This is a genomic window from Dysgonomonas massiliensis (genome assembly GCF_900240225.1).
In the GTDB taxonomy this organism is placed as follows: Bacteria; Bacteroidota; Bacteroidia; order Bacteroidales; family Dysgonomonadaceae; genus Dysgonomonas; species Dysgonomonas massiliensis.
Genome location: NZ_OEPV01000001.1, coordinates 107620 through 125160, shown reverse-complemented (window position 1 = coordinate 125160; position 17541 = coordinate 107620). Strand labels below are relative to the sequence as shown.

Here is a 17541-nt window from a genome sequence, read left to right as displayed (position 1 = left end):
CTTTTATAATTTACATCCGTATTGTGCGCTCAAGTCGAACAATTCGTATCCTGTGTACGATTTCGTTCCTTCGGCTGTAGCTGCTGCGACAATCATGGCTTGCGCAACCTCGCGTCCGTGGATAGGCCGCATTTTTCGGAGTAAACCTATCTTATTCAATCCACTGATAATTGTGTACATCATTTCCTCGCCAAAACGCGAATGATCGCGTTCGCCATACAGCAGTCCGGGGCGAATCAGCGTAATGGTACGAAAAGGTAACTTCTGAACAGCGATTTCCAACTTGCCTTTCATTTGCGAATAGAAGATTGGCGAGCGCGGATTGGCATTCATGGCCGATACCAGAACATAGTTTGCCACACCATTGGCAGCGGCCAATCGGGCTGTATTATACTGATAATCGTAATCGACGCGATACTGGGCTGCTTGGCTTTCGGCACGCTTGATGGTAGTTCCCATTGCCGAGAACAATACATCGCCTTGCAATTTGTCGCTCCAGTCATCAGGACTATCAAAGTCAACTATGTATTCAGTCAATTTTGGATGAATGATACCAGTAGATCGGCGCACAAAAACTGCGATTTCGGAATATGCAGCATCTTTCAGCAGCAGATCAACCAGATTGCGTCCTACCAATCCCGTAGCACCTATTACCAGAGCTTTCTGTGTAGCTGATATCGGCATATCATTACTCATGTTCATCGTTCGTTTTTTTCTTCTTTCCTACCTTTTCTTGATCGAAGAAAATTATTTCATTCGCTTTTTTCTCTGGAACACCAAATTTGATCAGGCTGTTGCGTATATCGTAACGGCGCATCATAACACTCTTACGGGTCATTCCTACAATCGAAGCTATTTCGCTCTGATTGTATCGAAGAGTACATAGCATGAAAATAATTTTATTAGATCGATCCAATATTTTCGAAAAATCCTCGCCATTAGGCTGTTTCTTGATATAATCTTCGGCAATGCGCACATAATGATATCCCGAGTTTCGGCGCAGACCTTTTATCAACGATTGCATTTCCTGATACACAACGGGTACTTCGTTTTCTGTCTTTTGCGATTCGTCTATCATATCCTGCACACGTTTATCCATCTGCATCAGACGCACGAGTGTACCTTTATACATCGATCGTAAATATTCGAAGTTTTCAACACGTTCTTCTAACAACTTGTGTTCGCGTTCTTTTTCATCGTTTTTGAAATCTATTGCACGCATCCGCAGATAGAACATCACAGCTATGATGAAGCTGACAAACAGAATGGAAACGATAAGCGTAAGATACCACAAACGCTGATTTTCCATATCCATATTTTTCAGCGAGAGGTCGTAATCCTCTTTGATGGTCAAAAAATCTTCGGCACTTTTTTCCAGCTCCATCTTTGCATACAGATCTGCTACCACTTTGCGGTATATCAGAGCCGAGGCTAAATCGCCTGCCCGCTCGTAATAACGCGACAATTCGCGTATTGTTTCGCGCTGTCGCGATTTAATTTTCATATCGGATAATCTACGCGATAAGATCCTGGCATAGGGAGTTGCTTCTCTAACTTTATTTTGAGCATTATAGGTTTGGAGAAATCCTTTATAAACCAACAACGAATCTTCGGTAGTTCTAGCCTCGGTTATAGCCTCATCCAAATAAGGAAGGGCTTTTTCGGTTTCACCTTGTGTACCTAATACAGTACCGATAAACGCTCTGAATCGGGCTTCCGACGCGGTATCGTTCACGCTGAGGGCTACGTCCAAACCTTCTTTATACCACACCAAAGCGCTATCCAGCTGATTGGTCTTGTAATGCCACAATCCTATCATGCTCAGCGAAGTCATAATATCATCTTCGCTATTTGGGATATGTTCGAAGTAGGAAAGAGCTTGTTTGCTTTGCCGAGCAGCTTCGGAGTATACGCCTTGTTCGAAGTAAGCATAACTGATTCGGTATAGAGCTTTTCCCATAAGCTTGTCTAAACCACTCTTTTCGGCGTAATGAGCTGCTTCGTAAAACCATCTCAACGACTGCACATAATTATCATCTTGCTGAAAACGACTACCAATCAGATAGTTTGCCATTGCAGTAACCTGCCAATCTTTCTTCTTATGAAAATATGCGCGTGCTTCTATCAATTCGTTGCCTTCGGGAATTGGTTTGTCATTCATTAGCTGTGCTAGCGAATTGAAAACGACATACTTCATGTATAGATCTTTATTCAGCGATTCGGGATCTTCAATTGTGTTCAGTATCTCCAGAGCTTCGGCAGGATGAAGTTCGATCATTTCGTTTACTTTCATCAGCGAAGAGTCAGCATCATTATCATCACCACATGATATGACAAGCGTGCCAATCAGACAAGCTATTGCGACAAACAGGATAGAATATAGTTTGGGCATATTCCGAGTGAAGTGTGTAGTTTAAAAAATTCCAATTACAAAAAAAGGCTTGAGACAGATGACCGGTCTCAAACCTTTTCAATATATTATTTTTTGATTTCCATTGCTTGCTAATACTAATTTATTTATCTGCTTGCCTACAAATATAAGTATTTTAAACAATCTTGCATCAGACTAGCAATAAATTTTAGAGTGTTTTTTAAACACTCTAAAAAGCATTAATATTGTGCATTAAAACTATCTGAATAATGATATTTCATTTCTAGGCGCACAAAATTATCCTGCGATGTATATTTCACATTCAGTTCATCAACTACTACATATCGTTGGCTCTTGCGCTCGAAGACGGCTATCGAAGTACTTATTTCTTTCAGCCAATCGGCCGTAGCCAGTGTTATGGGTTGAGTACGTACAACGAAACGTTCTTCGACGGCTTTGGAATAAACCGTCTCGATGCTGCTCGATCGCGTACTGGATGGTGTCTGATTGCGGAAAAACGTAGTCGAAGTTGTTTTGAAATCCAGTTGATCCTGATCGCCAAAATTGAACGACGACCATCCGCCCAGCGAATTGAGAAATACAAAATCGTGGACACGATACAGATATGAAGGCTGAATATTCAATGTCAGAGGTTCGCTAACTCGCTGACCATCGCGGCATAAACGAACACGTACTATTCCCAGATTGGCATACTGATCTGCAAAACGATCGATATCGAGTGCTATAGTATTTACGACATTCAATTGCGATGCAGCTTGCTGATGATCGGTCACTGTATCGAGCAATGCTCCTGATTGGCTTAGCAACTCGTATTCGAGGCCAAGATTGGACTGATTATTTGTGTGATCACGATCTTTCAGTACGAAATTGAAATACTGTATCTGTCCTCTCACATGCGACAGATCGGGTTGCAGCGTCAATGGCTGAACCAATTTATCCGGAGCGACTGCCGCCGACATGTCGTACACATATTTTTCGATATCGTTCTGATCCAAATTACGCTCGTAGCCCGTCAGCGTATACAATACGGGCGAATAATAAAAGCTTTCGCTCATAGCAGAAGTTACTCGTTTGGCTACGAATCGGCGATCGGAATAGGTTGCAGCATCGAACCAAACTCCGGCGTCGCTTTTCTGTAGTTCGCTCTCGCTATCTATCGCACCGAAAGGCGGTTTATATTTCTTGGTCTGAATAGAATTCAGATCGAACCAAACGGGTTGATTGAAATAAGTTTTCGTCAATGTGGTAACATACGATCCCAGATCATCTGCATCGGGTCTGTCATCCTGCCCCAGAAACAATCCCGTATCGGCATACATATCTATCTGAATTTCGCAGGCTTCGGCTCCTTCGTTTATCGTATCGGGGTTTACGGAATCATAATCGGGAAGTTTGATCAGCGCAAAGCTATCGAAGCGTTTTTTATATTCGTCATATTCAGCGTCATTGTCATCTGTTTTCTCTTTATTGAGAACGATCTCGAAATTGAAACGTTTTCCGGCAGACAGCGACTCAAGATTTACAACTGCCGATTGTTCTACAAAACCAGTATTCTCATCTAGATTGATGGGCGACGAAACTTTAAAATTGTCGCGCACATATGGACATCTAAGCAAGGCTTCTTTCAGATTTTGCGCAGTCTGTATCGGGTCTTCAGACAATTCGTATGTATAGTCACTTGTTTCGTAAGCTCCCGATAGCTTCATAATGGGATCGATACCCTGAAACCAACGTTCAATGCCTTTTACTTTGTCTTTGATGGCAAAGCGCGTATAGTTTACAAATCGGTAGATATTGCCATTATCTTCTTTGAAGTAAGCTGTATAAGGATTGATTCGTATTTTCGATTTTGTAATATAATCAAGTAAAAAATTAAGATCATTGCCTTTGTTTAGAGGTATGACAGTAGAATGTTCTCCTAAAGCAGAATTTTTAGCATCAAAAAAGTCGTATCCCTTGTCGGCATTGATACTAAGTGAGAAAAATGATGGTTGATTTACGAATAGAATACCTTCAACTTCAGATACTGGATACACCATTGTCTTTGTACCTATTTTAAAAGGTCCTAATGGCTCTCCAGTCGATATATCCCAAAATATCACGTAAAAATACGCCTCCAATATGTCAAGAGCATACTTTTTACCAGCCTCTTTAGCTTTTATATTTACAAATCTATCACACTCTGTTATAATATAATTCTCACTAACAAATGTATTTTCCCGTAACCTATTGGCAAATGATTTTATACCATAAGAAACGTCATTCTTATATAAAATAATATCATTCGGAAATTTCTCAGTTAATAATCCATCTTCCTGACTATCAATACGAATTATATATTCTTGTCTAAAATCCATGGTTTCATTACCGATGACAAAACCCGCAGCACCAGATTTCTCTCGATGATTTACATTAATGCTAAAATCAGGATTTGAAAATATACTATTTTGATCTAAATACAAATCTATTTCAAAGCACGTTGAATCATCTAAAAGGGTAGTCGATTCTTTCGATTCGAACTGAACATAATTAGGACTTGCCGACAATGATACTGAGCGAGCCTTCGGACTGATTTTTGCTATTTCTTTTCCTTTCACGAAATATCCCATACGAAATTGATTTTGTTTATGTTATTGATTAAAATACGTTGTAAGATCGTCTATCAGAGCATCCATCAACAGATCGGCCCATCGTTCGTCGAAAGCCCTATCGGCATACTCCTCTATCTTCGACAGAATGGGACGCGGAGCAATGCCGTCGCGCCAAATTGCCTGCGAAATTGCATAGAGTGTACCATTATCGACATCGATGCCCTTTTCCAGCGCCCAATCGCGAAGTTCGTCGATGGGCACTAATTTATCTGAGCGAGGTTTACGTCCCCGATCGATATAACCGACATAGTTATCCATCAGTAGTTTAATAACAAGCGAGTCGCCCGACAGATCAATTTCAGTCAGTAGCGAATCGGCCAAACGACTGCTACTACCCTCCTTGCCCAATGCTTCGCCGATGGCACGCTGTGCCAAAGCAACCATTTCGGAAGTAATCACTTCGCCAGCCCGATATAATGCTTTGTATGACATCAGCGGGAAGTTTTAAGATTGAATTCGGGAAGTTTGTTCACAAAAACTGTCTGCCCCTCAGTACCGTTCGAAGCAAATTCGGGCAATAGACTTTCCTTTTCGAATTGCGCATCAGCATCGAATTGCTCGTCTATCAAACAAAGATTCTGCATATTGGCCTGCACCAGATTGACCGAAAAACGACATCCGCAAGCACCATTGTCGTAATAATCGCGAAGCGTAACAAACGACCAATCGGGACGCACACTCAGACCATTGTCCTGATGCTTGATACGTTCGATGATATTCAGTCCTACCGAAAATGCAAGGTTCTGCAGTTCGAAAATAGAATCTTCATCGGAAGGAACGAACAAAACACTGAAATTGACAGCATTGACGAATACATTACCTTCGTTACGACCATAGATAGGATCTTCGAGCCAAAGCAATGGATGCGCTTCGCGGCCAGTCCCCAGTTCGTAACTTCGATTGTAAAAGAAAGATTTAATTGACTTATGCTCACGTGCTTGTGTGCAAAAAATGTCGATTAGCGAAGAAATCATCATAGTCCTTTTGGAATATAGATAACTCGAAAAACATTTTTGCCACATATTTAACAATCAAATGAGAGAAAGCCTGATTAAATTAATCTTTTTTTGCTTTTTTAGTAATAAAAGTTGTATATTTGAATGTAATAATGCCCAATCATTATTTTAATATTATTTATAATACAAAAAACGTTGTAACTATGAAAAAGTATCTTGTTTGTCTAGGAATTTTACTTGCAAGTTTCATGTTCTACTCATGTGCTCCAAGCGATTTGGAATTAGAATCAGCAGCTAAAGAAGTACTTCTTGAAAACTCTCCTACTTCTAGCGTATCTGTAAATCGTGGTATCGCTACACTTTCAGGACCAGTAGAAACAGAAGAAATCAAAACATCTATTGAAGAAAAGGTTAAAGTTATCGAAGGTATCAAGAGTGTTGTTAACCAACTGGAAGTTGTTCCATCTACTCCAATCCTTTCTAAAGTTGACCAAGACCTTCTTAACGCTATCGAAGGTGTTTTGAAAGCTAGTAACTACGCAAATGTAAAAGCTACAGTATTGAATCAGGAAGTTACTTTCGACGGAACAGTACCAACAGACAAAGACGTGAAGAAAATTTCGGCAATCGCAAACCAAATTAAAGTTGCTAAATTGACTAATAACGTTACTGTTGAAGAAAAGAAATAATTGATCGAAAGATCGAAAGATCAATTAAAAAGAATAAGAAGGACCCGAGATTGCCGGGTCCTTTTTATTGCTAAACATATGATATTAAATACAATAAATCAGATCAATCAATATCGGGTTCTATCTGGTGTACATCCAAGCGAGTAGAAGTATCGATGCGAGGGAAAGCCAGAAATTTACGTACCTGAGGATACATATTTCCTTGATCGTCAATATAGTAATATTTCCCTCTATATTTGACCTGCACTACCCTACGAGGGAAAACTTTTTTGTCAACAGTCATCACTTCTGTCTCGAGGTATTTACTGATAGCACCTTTACGAAATTTGACGGGAATAATAATTCCTTCTTCATAAGTTGCCATACCATAAAGGTTACCTTGTCTAATCATTTTACAAGCAGCGTTAAGATCAACTATTTCGTCGTAAACACAATCGAGCCATTGTCTGCCATACTTGTCTATGTATCCGAATTTCCAATCTTCATTAGTGATCTTCTGCGTAACTCTGTAAACAGCCTGATTGTCGGTATCGGGTGCATATATTTTACTGAAAACGAAAGGAGTAAGGAATCGTCCGGTAGTATCGGCCAATGCCCATTTGTGCCCTTTCTTGACATAGATATTATTATTCACATCGAACGGAAAAAGCATATCGTATTCGGGAGCAATGATGGTATCGCCCCGACTGTTTATACAGCCCCAACGATCGCCGACTTTGAAGTTTCGCACTCCTTGATAGCTGTATATCCAATCGCTCTGTTTGGGCGTTGAGTCGCTGTAGTCTTCGTTGAATCCGCCGATGATGACGATCAGCCACGTGAATGAGTCGTACCAATTGTGTATGACAAGCTTTTTCTCGTCGTCGATTCCAATCCTTATTCGATCACTCTTTCTGAAAAAAGCGGCAGGAATAGGTACCAGTCTTTTTTTGAAATAGATCTCGAAATACGGACCTTTCTTTTCTCCGCGAAAGGCTCTCGATTTCAGCAATTCATTTTCGGGATCATAAAATTCTACATATAGGCTGTCTTTGCCATTGAAATAAAGGTCGACCGCTTCGACCTTATAGAGCCAAGGTTCGAAATTATGCTTATTGAAAGCATAAGCCAGATTTCCGCGCGAACTACCGGTCACACCGCTCCAATAACGTCCATTGAGATCGGTAAGCGGATAACTTGCCGAGAAATCGGTAATTGGTAGCCTCGAACTGTTGCAACCTGTCAGCAGAAGCAGTGCTATGATTGTTATAAATACAGAATGTCTCATAAATTCTTAAACTTATCACCCCTAACTAATCGAGAGTGAGCGTACTGCCATCTATCCATATCTGATGATCGAATGTAGCCGGAGTGAAAATATTTTTCTTGATTCGAAGATACATTTTTCCATCGGTTTTCAAGAAATATTTCTTGCCTTTATAATCAACTTCCAATGTTCCATATATACCTCTCAATTCTCCTTCTTTTGCCCAATAGCCATTGAAAGTTCCTTGACGGAATACGAAAGGTGTCAGAAAACGGCCATCAGGCATTGCAAAAGCATATAGACTATCTTTTCTAAGGCACAAGATACTACTATGGTAATTTTCTACAATCTGATCGTAAATACAATCAAACAATACCTTCCCATCCTGATCGATACGACCATACTGCCACTTTCCGTTTGTATCTTTCCGACTTACGTTGTAGAACGTACTCTCATATATACCGCTTATTTTAGAATAAACAAATTCGGTTTTCATATTACCCAAAGTGTCGCACAATGCCCATTTAGTACCTTTCTTTACTCGTATTCTCCCATTGTCGTCGGGAGGCAATATCAAATCGTACTGAGGTTGAAGCACTGTATTTCCCAGACTGTCAGCCATACCCAGCTTGCTGCCCTCTCTTATACTTTTATAGCCTTTTTCAGACCATGCGTATTCATCAAGCAGCTCTGGCGTGATAGAATAATCTTCATTGTGTCCTCCAACCATGATAAAAAACCAACCAAAAGAATCATAATATGAGTGTACCAGTAATTTATCGTTATGCTCGAGACCAATACGAATTCTGTCTTTTTCAAGGAAGAAGACACCAGGTATGGGAATAAGCTTGTTTGTGTGATAAAATTGAAAATAATTTTTCTTGATCTTGCCTTTGAATATTTCGGTCGCTATAAGATCGTTTTCTGTATCGTAAAGCCTTACAGTCAAATGCTCTTTACCATCGAAATCCAATTCTACAGATTCAACGATATACAACTTATCGTATGTTTGTTTCGAAATTGCCGACTTGAAAGACCGATATCCTTCACCACCCCAATAGCGACCATTCATATTAGTCAACGGATAATCGGCCGAAAAATCTTTGACCGAATATTTCGAAGATGTACACGAACTTAGTAGCAATGCTGCAATCAGCGATATGATATTGAAAATCTTTTTCATACTATTTCATATAATGGGTCTAAATATCAGAATCTGTTTACAGCAACTAAGATACACAACTCAGTCTATTTCGCATCAACGCCACGACACAAAATATTGTCGAGCAACAGTACGGCAATGATTCCCATCACAAAACCATTTGTCAGCACGGGCTGCAACAACGGCGGAACTGCCGCCTTGAATTCGGCAGGGGCAAAGGATACGAATATGCCTATCAGGATAGGAAAACTAACCGTAATCATGGTATTGAAAGCTGTTACAACCTTGTCGGCAACCATCATCTGAAAACCTGCACCAATCTGTATTCCCATCAGATAGAGCATCATTGCGCCCATCACAACGGTAGGAATATACGAAAAAATAAACAAAAACTGCGGAATTGCTGCGCATAAGATCAGCATTGCTCCCGTTACCAGCAACGGATAGCGCGAAGCGTTGCGAGTAGCCGCAATTACACCCGGACTGAGCGAGAAGTTAAGTAAACCAACTTGTCCCGTCAATCCCGATATAGCATTGAAAAAGCCACTTACGCGGACACCTTTCTGACAACGATCGCCAATATTATCGGCTCGGATGAATCCGCCCGTTGCCTGAATCGATCCCAGTTCATTGATCATCAATGCCAAGAAACAGAACGAAAAGGCAATTATAGCCGACAGATCGAACTCGGGCTTGATGAAGAAATTATCGAACAACAGACTCCAGCTATAGCCTTCGGCAGTAGCTACATCGGGCACTCCTTGCATCAGAAAATAGGCTACCGAGCCAACAATCAGCCCGATCATGATAACCAGCGATTTGCCAAAACCTTTCAGAAAATTATTCAGCAGAATAAGCAGAAAAGCCAGCACCAGAGCAAAAACGATATTAAACATAGCTGCTCCGTTCACTCCTTTAGCCAATCCGATGATCATGGGCATCATGCCGATACCCACCAAAAGTAAGGTAACGACAATAACGCGCGAAGTGAAAATCTTCTGCAACGAGTGAAATATACGGCTGAATGATAACAAAAACATTGCTCCACCACCCAGAGCGATGGTCGTAAATGAAGCTTCGGGCGATAAGCTTTGCGTCGAAGCCAGTCCGATCAACAGTATGGAGGATGGACCAATGACAATGGGCATGCGATGCCCCCAAACGATCTGAACAATCAGAGCCAGTCCACTGACGAGGAAACATTTTTGCAGATAAACGGTCACGAGAGCCGCATCGTCAAAATACATTCCGGCAACTATCCCCGACAAAATAATCAACGAAGGAATGGTTACCGAAAACCATTGCAGACCATAGAGCAACATATCGCGTCTGCCTAGCTTATCATCTAATCCGTATAACATGGTTTTCCACTTTTGTATTATAACTACGTAAGTTACAAAAAAGAAATCGGAACAAAGGATATTTGTTTGTAAAACAAAATTTATACCTTTACGCAAGACTCGATAAAAATATTTCAAGATGAAAAAGATTTTAATTTTAGGTTTGTCGCTTGCACTGTTTGCAGCCTGCGGACAAACGAACAAACAAAAAGAAGGACAAGAAGCAGAAGCTACTACTACCACCGAAGAAGTGGCTCAGGTAACAGACGAGCATAATGCTAAAAACTCGCTCGACTATTTCGGCGTATACGAAGGTGTGACACCTTGTGCCGATTGTGAAGGAATAAAAGTAAAAGTTACGATCAACAAAGACGAGACTTTCACGTTGCATAATGCTTATATCAAGAATGGTAAAGAAGAGCAGCCAACCGACTTCACCGGTAAATATGTTTGGAACGAAGCAGGTAATGCTATCACATTGGAAGGTGTGAAAGACGCGCCGTCTAAATTCTTTGTTGCCGAAGGTCGCATTATCATTCTCGATCAGGAAGGAAACAAAATAGAAGGCGAATTGGCAGACAAATATATTCTGACTCAAATCGAAACTTTCGAGTAAAGAACTACGTGCTATAAAGCATTAAAGAGATTTAGCTCCTGAGAGTTAAGTCTCTTTTTTTATTTATGCGCAAAAGTCAATTATATTTTCACATTTTTTTTATATTTCAAGAGCTTAATTACTTATCTTTGCGGCATTATTTAAAGACCCTCATATCAAGAAAAGAATTTTATGAAATTATGTAACAAATGCGGTACAGAAAATACCGACAATTCGAGATTCTGCAAAGGTTGCGGATACGAGCTTCCACAAACAGCTCAAACAAATCCAACAATACATCCGGCAGATGCAAAACCTACTAAGAAAATCAATAAAAAAGCCATACTCGGTGCAATAGTAGGTGTTATTGTTGCTTCACTTATTGCGCAAGGCATATCGTTTGCCGGAGGTTATTTTATGAAATCAACTCCGGTAATGGACAAAGTAATGATGAAAACAGCCGAAGAGCTCAATAAATCGTGTCCTATAATGGTTGATGAATTTACCAGAATGGACAATGCAATTGCATTGCCCGGAAAAATATTTCAGTACAACTATACAGTATTCGGATTCACAAGAGAAGAGGTTGACACTATTGCTTTCAAAGCCAATATGGAACCGCAGATAATAAACAATATCCGCACCAATCCCGACATGAAATTCATTCGAGACAATGAAGCTACACTGCGCTATTATTACAAAGATGAAACGGGCGCATATTGGTTCAAAATATCGGTCGAACCAAAAAAATATAAAGAATAAGATATCAACAATAAAAGGGCTGCATTCTGATTTGAAATGCAGCCTTTTATTTTCTTAGCGTCTGATCTGTCGCTCGAAACGAGCCTGATCATCTTCGGCGCGAGCTTTGTCTATCTGGTAGAGCAGGAAGCCGAAAACTTCGACAACTGTCTTTTTAGTGATCGCATCAAAAAGATATATTTTATCCTCTGCAAGATCGGCAATCGTTTTGTACCACCCCCATTTTTGACTAAATGATCGGTATCCCGAACAAATTGCTCGGCCAGAGCTACCGCCTCGGAATAGCGGTTCGAAATCTCGTCGAATTGCTTCTTTCTCTGCAAAAAAAAAGCAAGCAACGGAAGCATCTTGTCGCAAGGCTGCGATCGGAACAGATCGGCACGTTCTTTCGAGCGATCGGCATCGTATTCCTCGCCCGCAGGACGACAAAGGATGGCCAAAGTATCGGACAGATAATGCGGATTTTCGCCCTCCAGAACGGCCTCAACATCTACCCACTCGCCTAGGGTAAGCTTATCACCATACGAAACGTAATAATTCACGCCGTCGATAGTGGTTGTAGGAGACGGATCGACTGTACCGCGAAACACAAAATCGAGTTCCGAGACAATCTTATCGAACAGCTCGCTGGGGCATTGCATCAGCTCGTCGTAAGTCGTTCGGCAGATAGTTGCCACGTAGCGGACATGATCGGCAGGCGATGAGATATCCATGCGGCTGAATTGTTCGTAATGTCCGAATTCGATCTCGCTCCACGATTGTGGTACGTGCAAAGTAGTGTCGTTAAATTCAATCTTAATCATCGTGTGTATGTGTTATGTTTTATGTATTGATAATGTTTGCTTTGCGGTTATTGCCCGATTTTAACATATCAGGCAATATTCATTTTATTCGATATGATCGATTGTGAGTAAAAGAGTGCATTAGTTCCGCAATTGGGGAACCCGATAGGCGAAATGTAGCGTCAGAAAATGAAAACTGTCTGAAGCCGCAGGCGAGTTTATTTCATTTTAGCCACCAAGCCCAAAACGGGTCAATGAGGAACGTAGCACAGTTTCTTTGTCACTTTCTTACGCTAAGAAAGTGGAGAAACACCTACATCCCCACCCAACTATCTACCTCGGTCATACGCTCCTGAGCGCGGATGATGTCGGTTACGGCTACCCGCGAATCGATACGGATATTCTGAATAGCATTGAGCAGAAGCGCATTGTCGCGCGACATGGTTTCGGCAAGCTGCGGAACGGGCAAAGCTCCTCCCTCTTCCATCTGACGACGCCAAGGCGGTGTTTGCACGGCTCGTGGCGAGCGGAAATAAGATACCATATCGGCTTCGCCAAGCGGACGACGTTGCGAGTTGATATAGCGAATCAATCCCATATTGTGATCCGTTGTACGGCGATTGATGACATATTCGCCTCCTTCTACTTCGATGTTCGTACCCTCGATGCGCATGCCTCCCTCGCTATGGCGACGCCCACGTAGCAAACCACCGTCGGCTTTTCGATCGATTTGTTGTAATTGTTTGTATTGCGTAGCAATCTGAACAGCTCCCATAGCTGCAAGCATGGCGGCCATGATAGGACCTACGATAGGACCAAGCGATAAAGCTTTGGCAATACCTTGTGCAATGCTGGCCGTACTGGTGACAATACCTTGTTGAATCTCAATCTTCTTTTTCTTCTTTGTCTCTTTTTCTTTCTTCTTCTCCAGCTTTTCTTTCTCGGCAGCAAGTCGTGCTTCCTGAGCTTTCAGTTCTTCATTCTTTGCCATCTCGGCATCCACTTGCTGCTGCATGGCTTCGGAGCGTCCTCCGCTGAGATTGACCGATTTGTTGTGAAGATCGGCTAAAACGGCATCGCTGGCTTTGCGGGCTTCGACTGCCTTGTTGTATTTTTCGGTAGTTCCTTTCAGTTCTTCTTCTATCATTGCCAATCGGGCTTCGGATGCGCCTTTCATAAAGGTCAAACCTGCTCCAATGCTTGATGTCAGTTTCTCGGCATAGTCGGTTACGGCTTTTACCGAGCTTTCCATAGCATCGCCCAAGAGTGCGCCTTTTTCTTGCTTACTCTTCAGTATTGCATTGTCTACTTGTATGGACTTGTTGAGATAGTTTACGTCAGCGGCTTCTTTTGCAGCTATTGCAGCGGCATACTTTTCGGCATTTCCTTTTGCTAATTCTATATTATTTTCGTTAATCTCTCTCTCATACTCATATTGCTTATCAAGAAAAACTTTATACTTTTTGTATTCGTCAATTACCAAATTCAGATTGTCTCTGGTTATATCGTAATCGATAATGCCGAAATTGCCTTTCACGGCAGCTTGACCTGCTAATTTTTGAATTTGTCCCGAACCCTTTTCATCAAAATATCCCTCATTAGGTTTCTTCTTTTTGCCTTCAGCGTCAACTTCGTCATTGAGCTTTTTCTTTAATCCTTCGAGTTCTTTTATCCGATCTTTTAGTTTCTTTATTTCATCTTCCGATAATTCTGATACGTTCTTCGCTGTTTCTTTAATCGTCAGATTAAGCCCTTTGAAATTATTGTGCAACATAGATGTACCCTTTAAATAATTTTCAGCTAGGCTCTTTTTTGAGATTTCTTCTTCTAAAAACTTAATATCAGATAGGTCTTTTTTTAATGTACCGAATGATTTGGAAGAAACCTTACCAATACTTTCGACAGTAGAAGATATTTTGTTAAAGCTTTTCACAAAGTCCAAATCGATACTTGCTCCCCAAGTTTTTTGGATACCTTGCCGAAGCTGACTTATCGAAAAAATAGCCCTCGATATATTGCGATCGACAGCTAAAAAAGAGTCTGCGAGCAGTTTGGTATATTGTACCGACTGCTCCAGACCATCAATCTTAATCTTAAACGTTTTTGTGTTATCTGCCATGACTTTTTCTATATAGATAATGTCAGAAAAAAATCATGGATAAATCTTAATTTTATTTATTCATAAACCGAAATAGGCAACAATGGCCTATCTTCATATCCAAAAGAAGAATATTTTGGGAGACTTCTCCCTCCTACTTCTACTACATTCACATCAATCACTTCTCGCTGCACAGCCTGCGGAGCAGGCGCAGGAATAGCTGCCGCTTGGGCGGTGGTTACTAGATTCGAGTCAGATAGTCTGAAAAAGATAGCGATCAATGCTCCTGCAATCACAGTCAAAACGATTTTGGTATAAAGGTCTGTTTTCATAAAGCAATATGTTTTTGTAGTTAAATTATTTATCTACCCCTCTCATCCCCTAAAGGGGAAGATTCTGCCGAAAGCCCCTTTAGGGGTTTGGGGTCAAACTATAAAGATAAGACCTTTTACCCACAGAATAGTTTAATCAGAGAAACAAAAAAGCCAACTCCTGAAAGTTGACTTTTGGTATATTGCACCGACTGCTCCAGACCATCAATTTTAATCTTAAATGTTTTTGTATTATCTGCCATGACTTTTTCTATATAGATAATCCCAAGAAAAAATCATGAAGAATATTAATAATTTTTTAAAAGTAGATTAATAACTTTTAACTGCAATTGAACTCATATGTTCTGTTTTCGACACTCCTGATTCATTTAGTTCCACTCCCCCCCATTGCACGACATTCACTTCTAGTGGACTATGTACAGCCTGCGGAGCAGGCGCAGGAATAGCTGCCGCTTGGGCGGTGGTTACGGGTGCTACTCCAGCATTTTGAAAAATAAGAATGAAAATACCTAGAGCGATAGCTGTCAAAACGATTTTGGTATAAAGGTCTGTTTTCATAAAGCAATATGTTTTTGTGGTTAAATTATTTATCTACCCCTCTCATCCCCTAAAGGGGAAGATCTGCCGAAAGCCCCTTCAGGGGTTTGGGGTCAAGCTATAAAGATAAGACCTTTTGCCGACAGAATAGTTTAATCAGAGAAACAAAAAAGCCAACTCAAGAAAGTTGACTTTTGGTATATTGCACCGACTGCTCTAATCCATTAACTTTGATTGTAAATTCTTTCATATCTATATAGTTTTATATATAGATAAAAAAGTTTTATTTTAATAAGTCTATTTAATATGTTTCTACTTTTAGGAGTCTTACATCACTCCAAAATTCTGAATCTTTTGGATTTAATTTTGCACCTCCCCATCTTACTACATTCACATCAATCACTTCTCGCTGTACAGCTTGCGGAGCAGGTGCAGGAATAGTTGCCGCTTGAGCGGTGGTTACTAGATTCGAGTCAGATAGTCTGAAAAAGATAGCAATCAATGCTCCTGCAATCACTGTCAAAACGATTTTGGTATAAAGGTCTGTTTTCATAAAGCAATATGTTTTTGTGGTTAAATTATTTATCTACCCCTCTCATCCCCTAAAGGGGAAGATCTGCCGAAAGCCCCTTCAGGGGTTTGGGGTCAAGCTATAAAGATAAGACCTTTTAACCACAGAATAGTTTAATCAGAGAAACAAAAAAGCCAACTCAAAAAAGTTGACTTTTGGTATATTGCACCGACTGCTCTAATCCATTGACTTTGATTGTAAACTCTTTTGTATTTTTATCTGGCATGGCTTTTTCTAATAGAGATAAAGAAAAAGCTTTTCGATCAATACTATTTTAACAAATACATTTATTCTACTATTGATATTTTACTTAGAAGCTTATTTGCTATGTTAAGATCACTAACTTCAGCTGTATAGCAAAAATAAATTTTAGAACCAATACTAAAGATAATCATCTTACGTTCTAACTTACCATTAAGATATCCTATTGTTGAATAACAAAATTTACCATGAAATAAGCCTGCTTCAAGTTCCTGAAAATTTATATTATTCATGTCAGTTAATCCGGAAAGGAACTCTAAGATAAATTTCTTAAGGACAGCTTGACTTATAGTTTTATATCCTTTATGAGACAAATCTGTTATTGCAATTGCAATACCCAAGGGAATACCATCGTTTATATTCAGACTTACAGCTGCGATTGTTTCAGTATGTCCTTCTGAAACCTTATGATCAACTTTAACTAAATCATTAGCATCGAACCATATTTGTATATTTCCCAACTTACGTATTATAGCATTTTTAGGAATGTCTGAATTAGGATATATCTCTTCTAGCTCAGACAATGGTCTATCTTCGTCATTTGGTAGTATAAGATTCGGCTTCGCTTGGTTTATTCGAACTTTCTGGAACAACTGATCGGCTTGCTTGGGGTTTAACAGATCTAAAAGAACATAATATTCTATATTATCTACTATCGATCCGTAAGCTATACGAAATAGCTCTCCATCTTGATACACATTCGTCTTATATACTTTTTGTTTGTTAAGAGTCAACTCTTTAGCCTTAGATATCGAGATATCTTTCGCTCCGTCTAAATAATGTTTCACACCATCTTCAAATCTCGATTGAGTGTATGCTCCATTAGCCGGTTTCGAGACGAAAACAAATAATTGATCGCGATCTTTATTTGTAGCAATGAACATATATTCATCTTTATCTTCAGAAGTATCTGGTTCGCTTGCTAAGAACCATTCGTTGGGTAAGTCAACAGAAATACCTCGAAGTGTAGATGGCGTACTGGTTGTCTGTGCCTGCCCCCTAACTGAGCTTAGAGTGAATAATATTGTTACGAGTAATAGCTGTAATACCGATTTCATATATGTAGTCTTTTGATTCTATAAAGATAAGACCTTTTGCCGACAGAATAGTTTAATTACAAAAACAAAAAAAGCCAACTCAAGAAAGTTGACTTTTGGTATATTCTAC

Annotated in this window: 18 protein-coding genes; 3 read left to right on the top strand and 15 right to left on the bottom strand. The window is 40.1% G+C overall.

Annotated features, from left to right (window positions below; translation table 11 throughout):
* Positions 1-3 precede the first annotated feature (3 nt).
* The 5 genes from C1A06_RS00585 to C1A06_RS00565 form a co-directional block, all read right to left on the bottom strand.
* Positions 4-696 (bottom strand): NAD(P)H-binding protein, encoded by a 693-nt coding sequence (locus tag C1A06_RS00585; protein ID WP_221405669.1) that lies wholly within the window; start codon positions 694-696, stop codon positions 4-6.
* Positions 689-2392 (bottom strand): tetratricopeptide repeat protein, encoded by a 1704-nt coding sequence (locus tag C1A06_RS00580; RefSeq protein ID WP_101688275.1) that lies wholly within the window; start codon positions 2390-2392, stop codon positions 689-691. Before C1A06_RS00580 ends, C1A06_RS00585 begins: the two co-directional genes overlap by 8 nt.
* 218 nt (positions 2393-2610) lie before the next feature.
* Positions 2611-5001, bottom strand: a complete 2391-nt coding sequence (locus tag C1A06_RS00575; RefSeq protein WP_101688274.1) for a hypothetical protein — start codon at positions 4999-5001, stop codon at positions 2611-2613.
* A 21-nt stretch (positions 5002-5022) separates the two neighbouring features.
* Positions 5023-5475 (bottom strand): hypothetical protein, encoded by a 453-nt coding sequence (locus tag C1A06_RS00570; protein ID WP_101688273.1) that lies wholly within the window; start codon positions 5473-5475, stop codon positions 5023-5025.
* On the bottom strand, positions 5475-6020 hold the full coding sequence (locus C1A06_RS00565) for a hypothetical protein (protein ID WP_245871975.1): 546 nt from the start codon (positions 6018-6020) through the stop codon (positions 5475-5477). The genes C1A06_RS00570 and C1A06_RS00565 overlap by 1 nt, the downstream gene beginning before the upstream one ends.
* A gap of 182 nt (positions 6021-6202) precedes the next feature.
* Here C1A06_RS00565 and C1A06_RS00560 point away from each other — a divergent pair, with 182 nt between their 5' ends.
* Positions 6203-6688: a BON domain-containing protein gene (locus C1A06_RS00560; protein ID WP_159461363.1), complete on the top strand. Its 486-nt coding sequence runs from the start codon at positions 6203-6205 to the stop codon at positions 6686-6688.
* Between the two features lie 103 nt (positions 6689-6791).
* Here C1A06_RS00560 and C1A06_RS00555 read toward each other — a convergent pair whose 3' ends face one another.
* The 3 genes from C1A06_RS00555 to C1A06_RS00545 form a co-directional block, all read right to left on the bottom strand.
* Positions 6792-7955, bottom strand: coding sequence for a WG repeat-containing protein (locus C1A06_RS00555; protein WP_101688271.1), 1164 nt, complete (start codon positions 7953-7955; stop codon positions 6792-6794).
* A gap of 25 nt (positions 7956-7980) precedes the next feature.
* Positions 7981-9117 carry a WG repeat-containing protein gene (locus C1A06_RS00550; RefSeq protein WP_101688270.1) on the bottom strand — a complete coding sequence of 379 codons (1137 nt, stop codon included), beginning with the start codon at positions 9115-9117 and terminating at the stop codon, positions 7981-7983.
* A gap of 65 nt (positions 9118-9182) precedes the next feature.
* Positions 9183-10457, bottom strand: coding sequence for a uracil-xanthine permease family protein (locus C1A06_RS00545; protein ID WP_101688269.1), 1275 nt, complete (start codon positions 10455-10457; stop codon positions 9183-9185).
* 118 nt (positions 10458-10575) lie between these two features.
* On the opposite strand from C1A06_RS00545, the gene C1A06_RS00540 reads away from it, so the two are divergent.
* Both C1A06_RS00540 and C1A06_RS00535 read left to right on the top strand, forming a co-directional pair.
* Positions 10576-11052, top strand: a complete 477-nt coding sequence (locus C1A06_RS00540; RefSeq protein WP_101688268.1) for a copper resistance protein NlpE — start codon at positions 10576-10578, stop codon at positions 11050-11052.
* Positions 11053-11223: 171 nt separating this feature from the next.
* Positions 11224-11793 (top strand): DUF8479 domain-containing protein, encoded by a 570-nt coding sequence (locus C1A06_RS00535; protein WP_101688267.1) that lies wholly within the window; start codon positions 11224-11226, stop codon positions 11791-11793.
* 110 nt (positions 11794-11903) lie between these two features.
* Here the strand turns inward: C1A06_RS00535 and C1A06_RS00530 are convergent, their stop codons facing one another.
* From C1A06_RS00530 to C1A06_RS00505, 7 genes are all read right to left on the bottom strand, one after another.
* On the bottom strand, positions 11904-12434 hold the full coding sequence (locus C1A06_RS00530; protein WP_145996304.1) for a hypothetical protein: 531 nt from the start codon (positions 12432-12434) through the stop codon (positions 11904-11906).
* A gap of 454 nt (positions 12435-12888) precedes the next feature.
* Positions 12889-14694 (bottom strand): V-type ATP synthase subunit I domain-containing protein, encoded by a 1806-nt coding sequence (locus C1A06_RS00525; RefSeq protein WP_101688265.1) that lies wholly within the window; start codon positions 14692-14694, stop codon positions 12889-12891.
* A 56-nt stretch (positions 14695-14750) separates the two neighbouring features.
* Complete coding sequence (locus C1A06_RS00520) at positions 14751-15005, bottom strand: hypothetical protein (protein ID WP_101688264.1); 255 nt, start codon at positions 15003-15005, stop codon at positions 14751-14753.
* Between the two features lie 116 nt (positions 15006-15121).
* Positions 15122-15247 (bottom strand): hypothetical protein, encoded by a 126-nt coding sequence (locus tag C1A06_RS15280; protein WP_281253907.1) that lies wholly within the window; start codon positions 15245-15247, stop codon positions 15122-15124.
* A 67-nt stretch (positions 15248-15314) separates the two neighbouring features.
* Positions 15315-15563, bottom strand: coding sequence for a hypothetical protein (locus C1A06_RS00515; protein WP_101688263.1), 249 nt, complete (start codon positions 15561-15563; stop codon positions 15315-15317).
* A 280-nt stretch (positions 15564-15843) separates the two neighbouring features.
* Entirely contained in the window at positions 15844-16095 is a 252-nt protein-coding gene (locus C1A06_RS00510; protein WP_101688262.1) for a hypothetical protein, read from the bottom strand.
* A gap of 305 nt (positions 16096-16400) precedes the next feature.
* A complete protein-coding gene (locus tag C1A06_RS00505; RefSeq protein WP_101688261.1) occupies positions 16401-17432 on the bottom strand; it encodes a hypothetical protein in 1032 nt (343 codons plus the stop codon).
* Between the last annotated feature and the right edge of the window lie 109 nt (positions 17433-17541).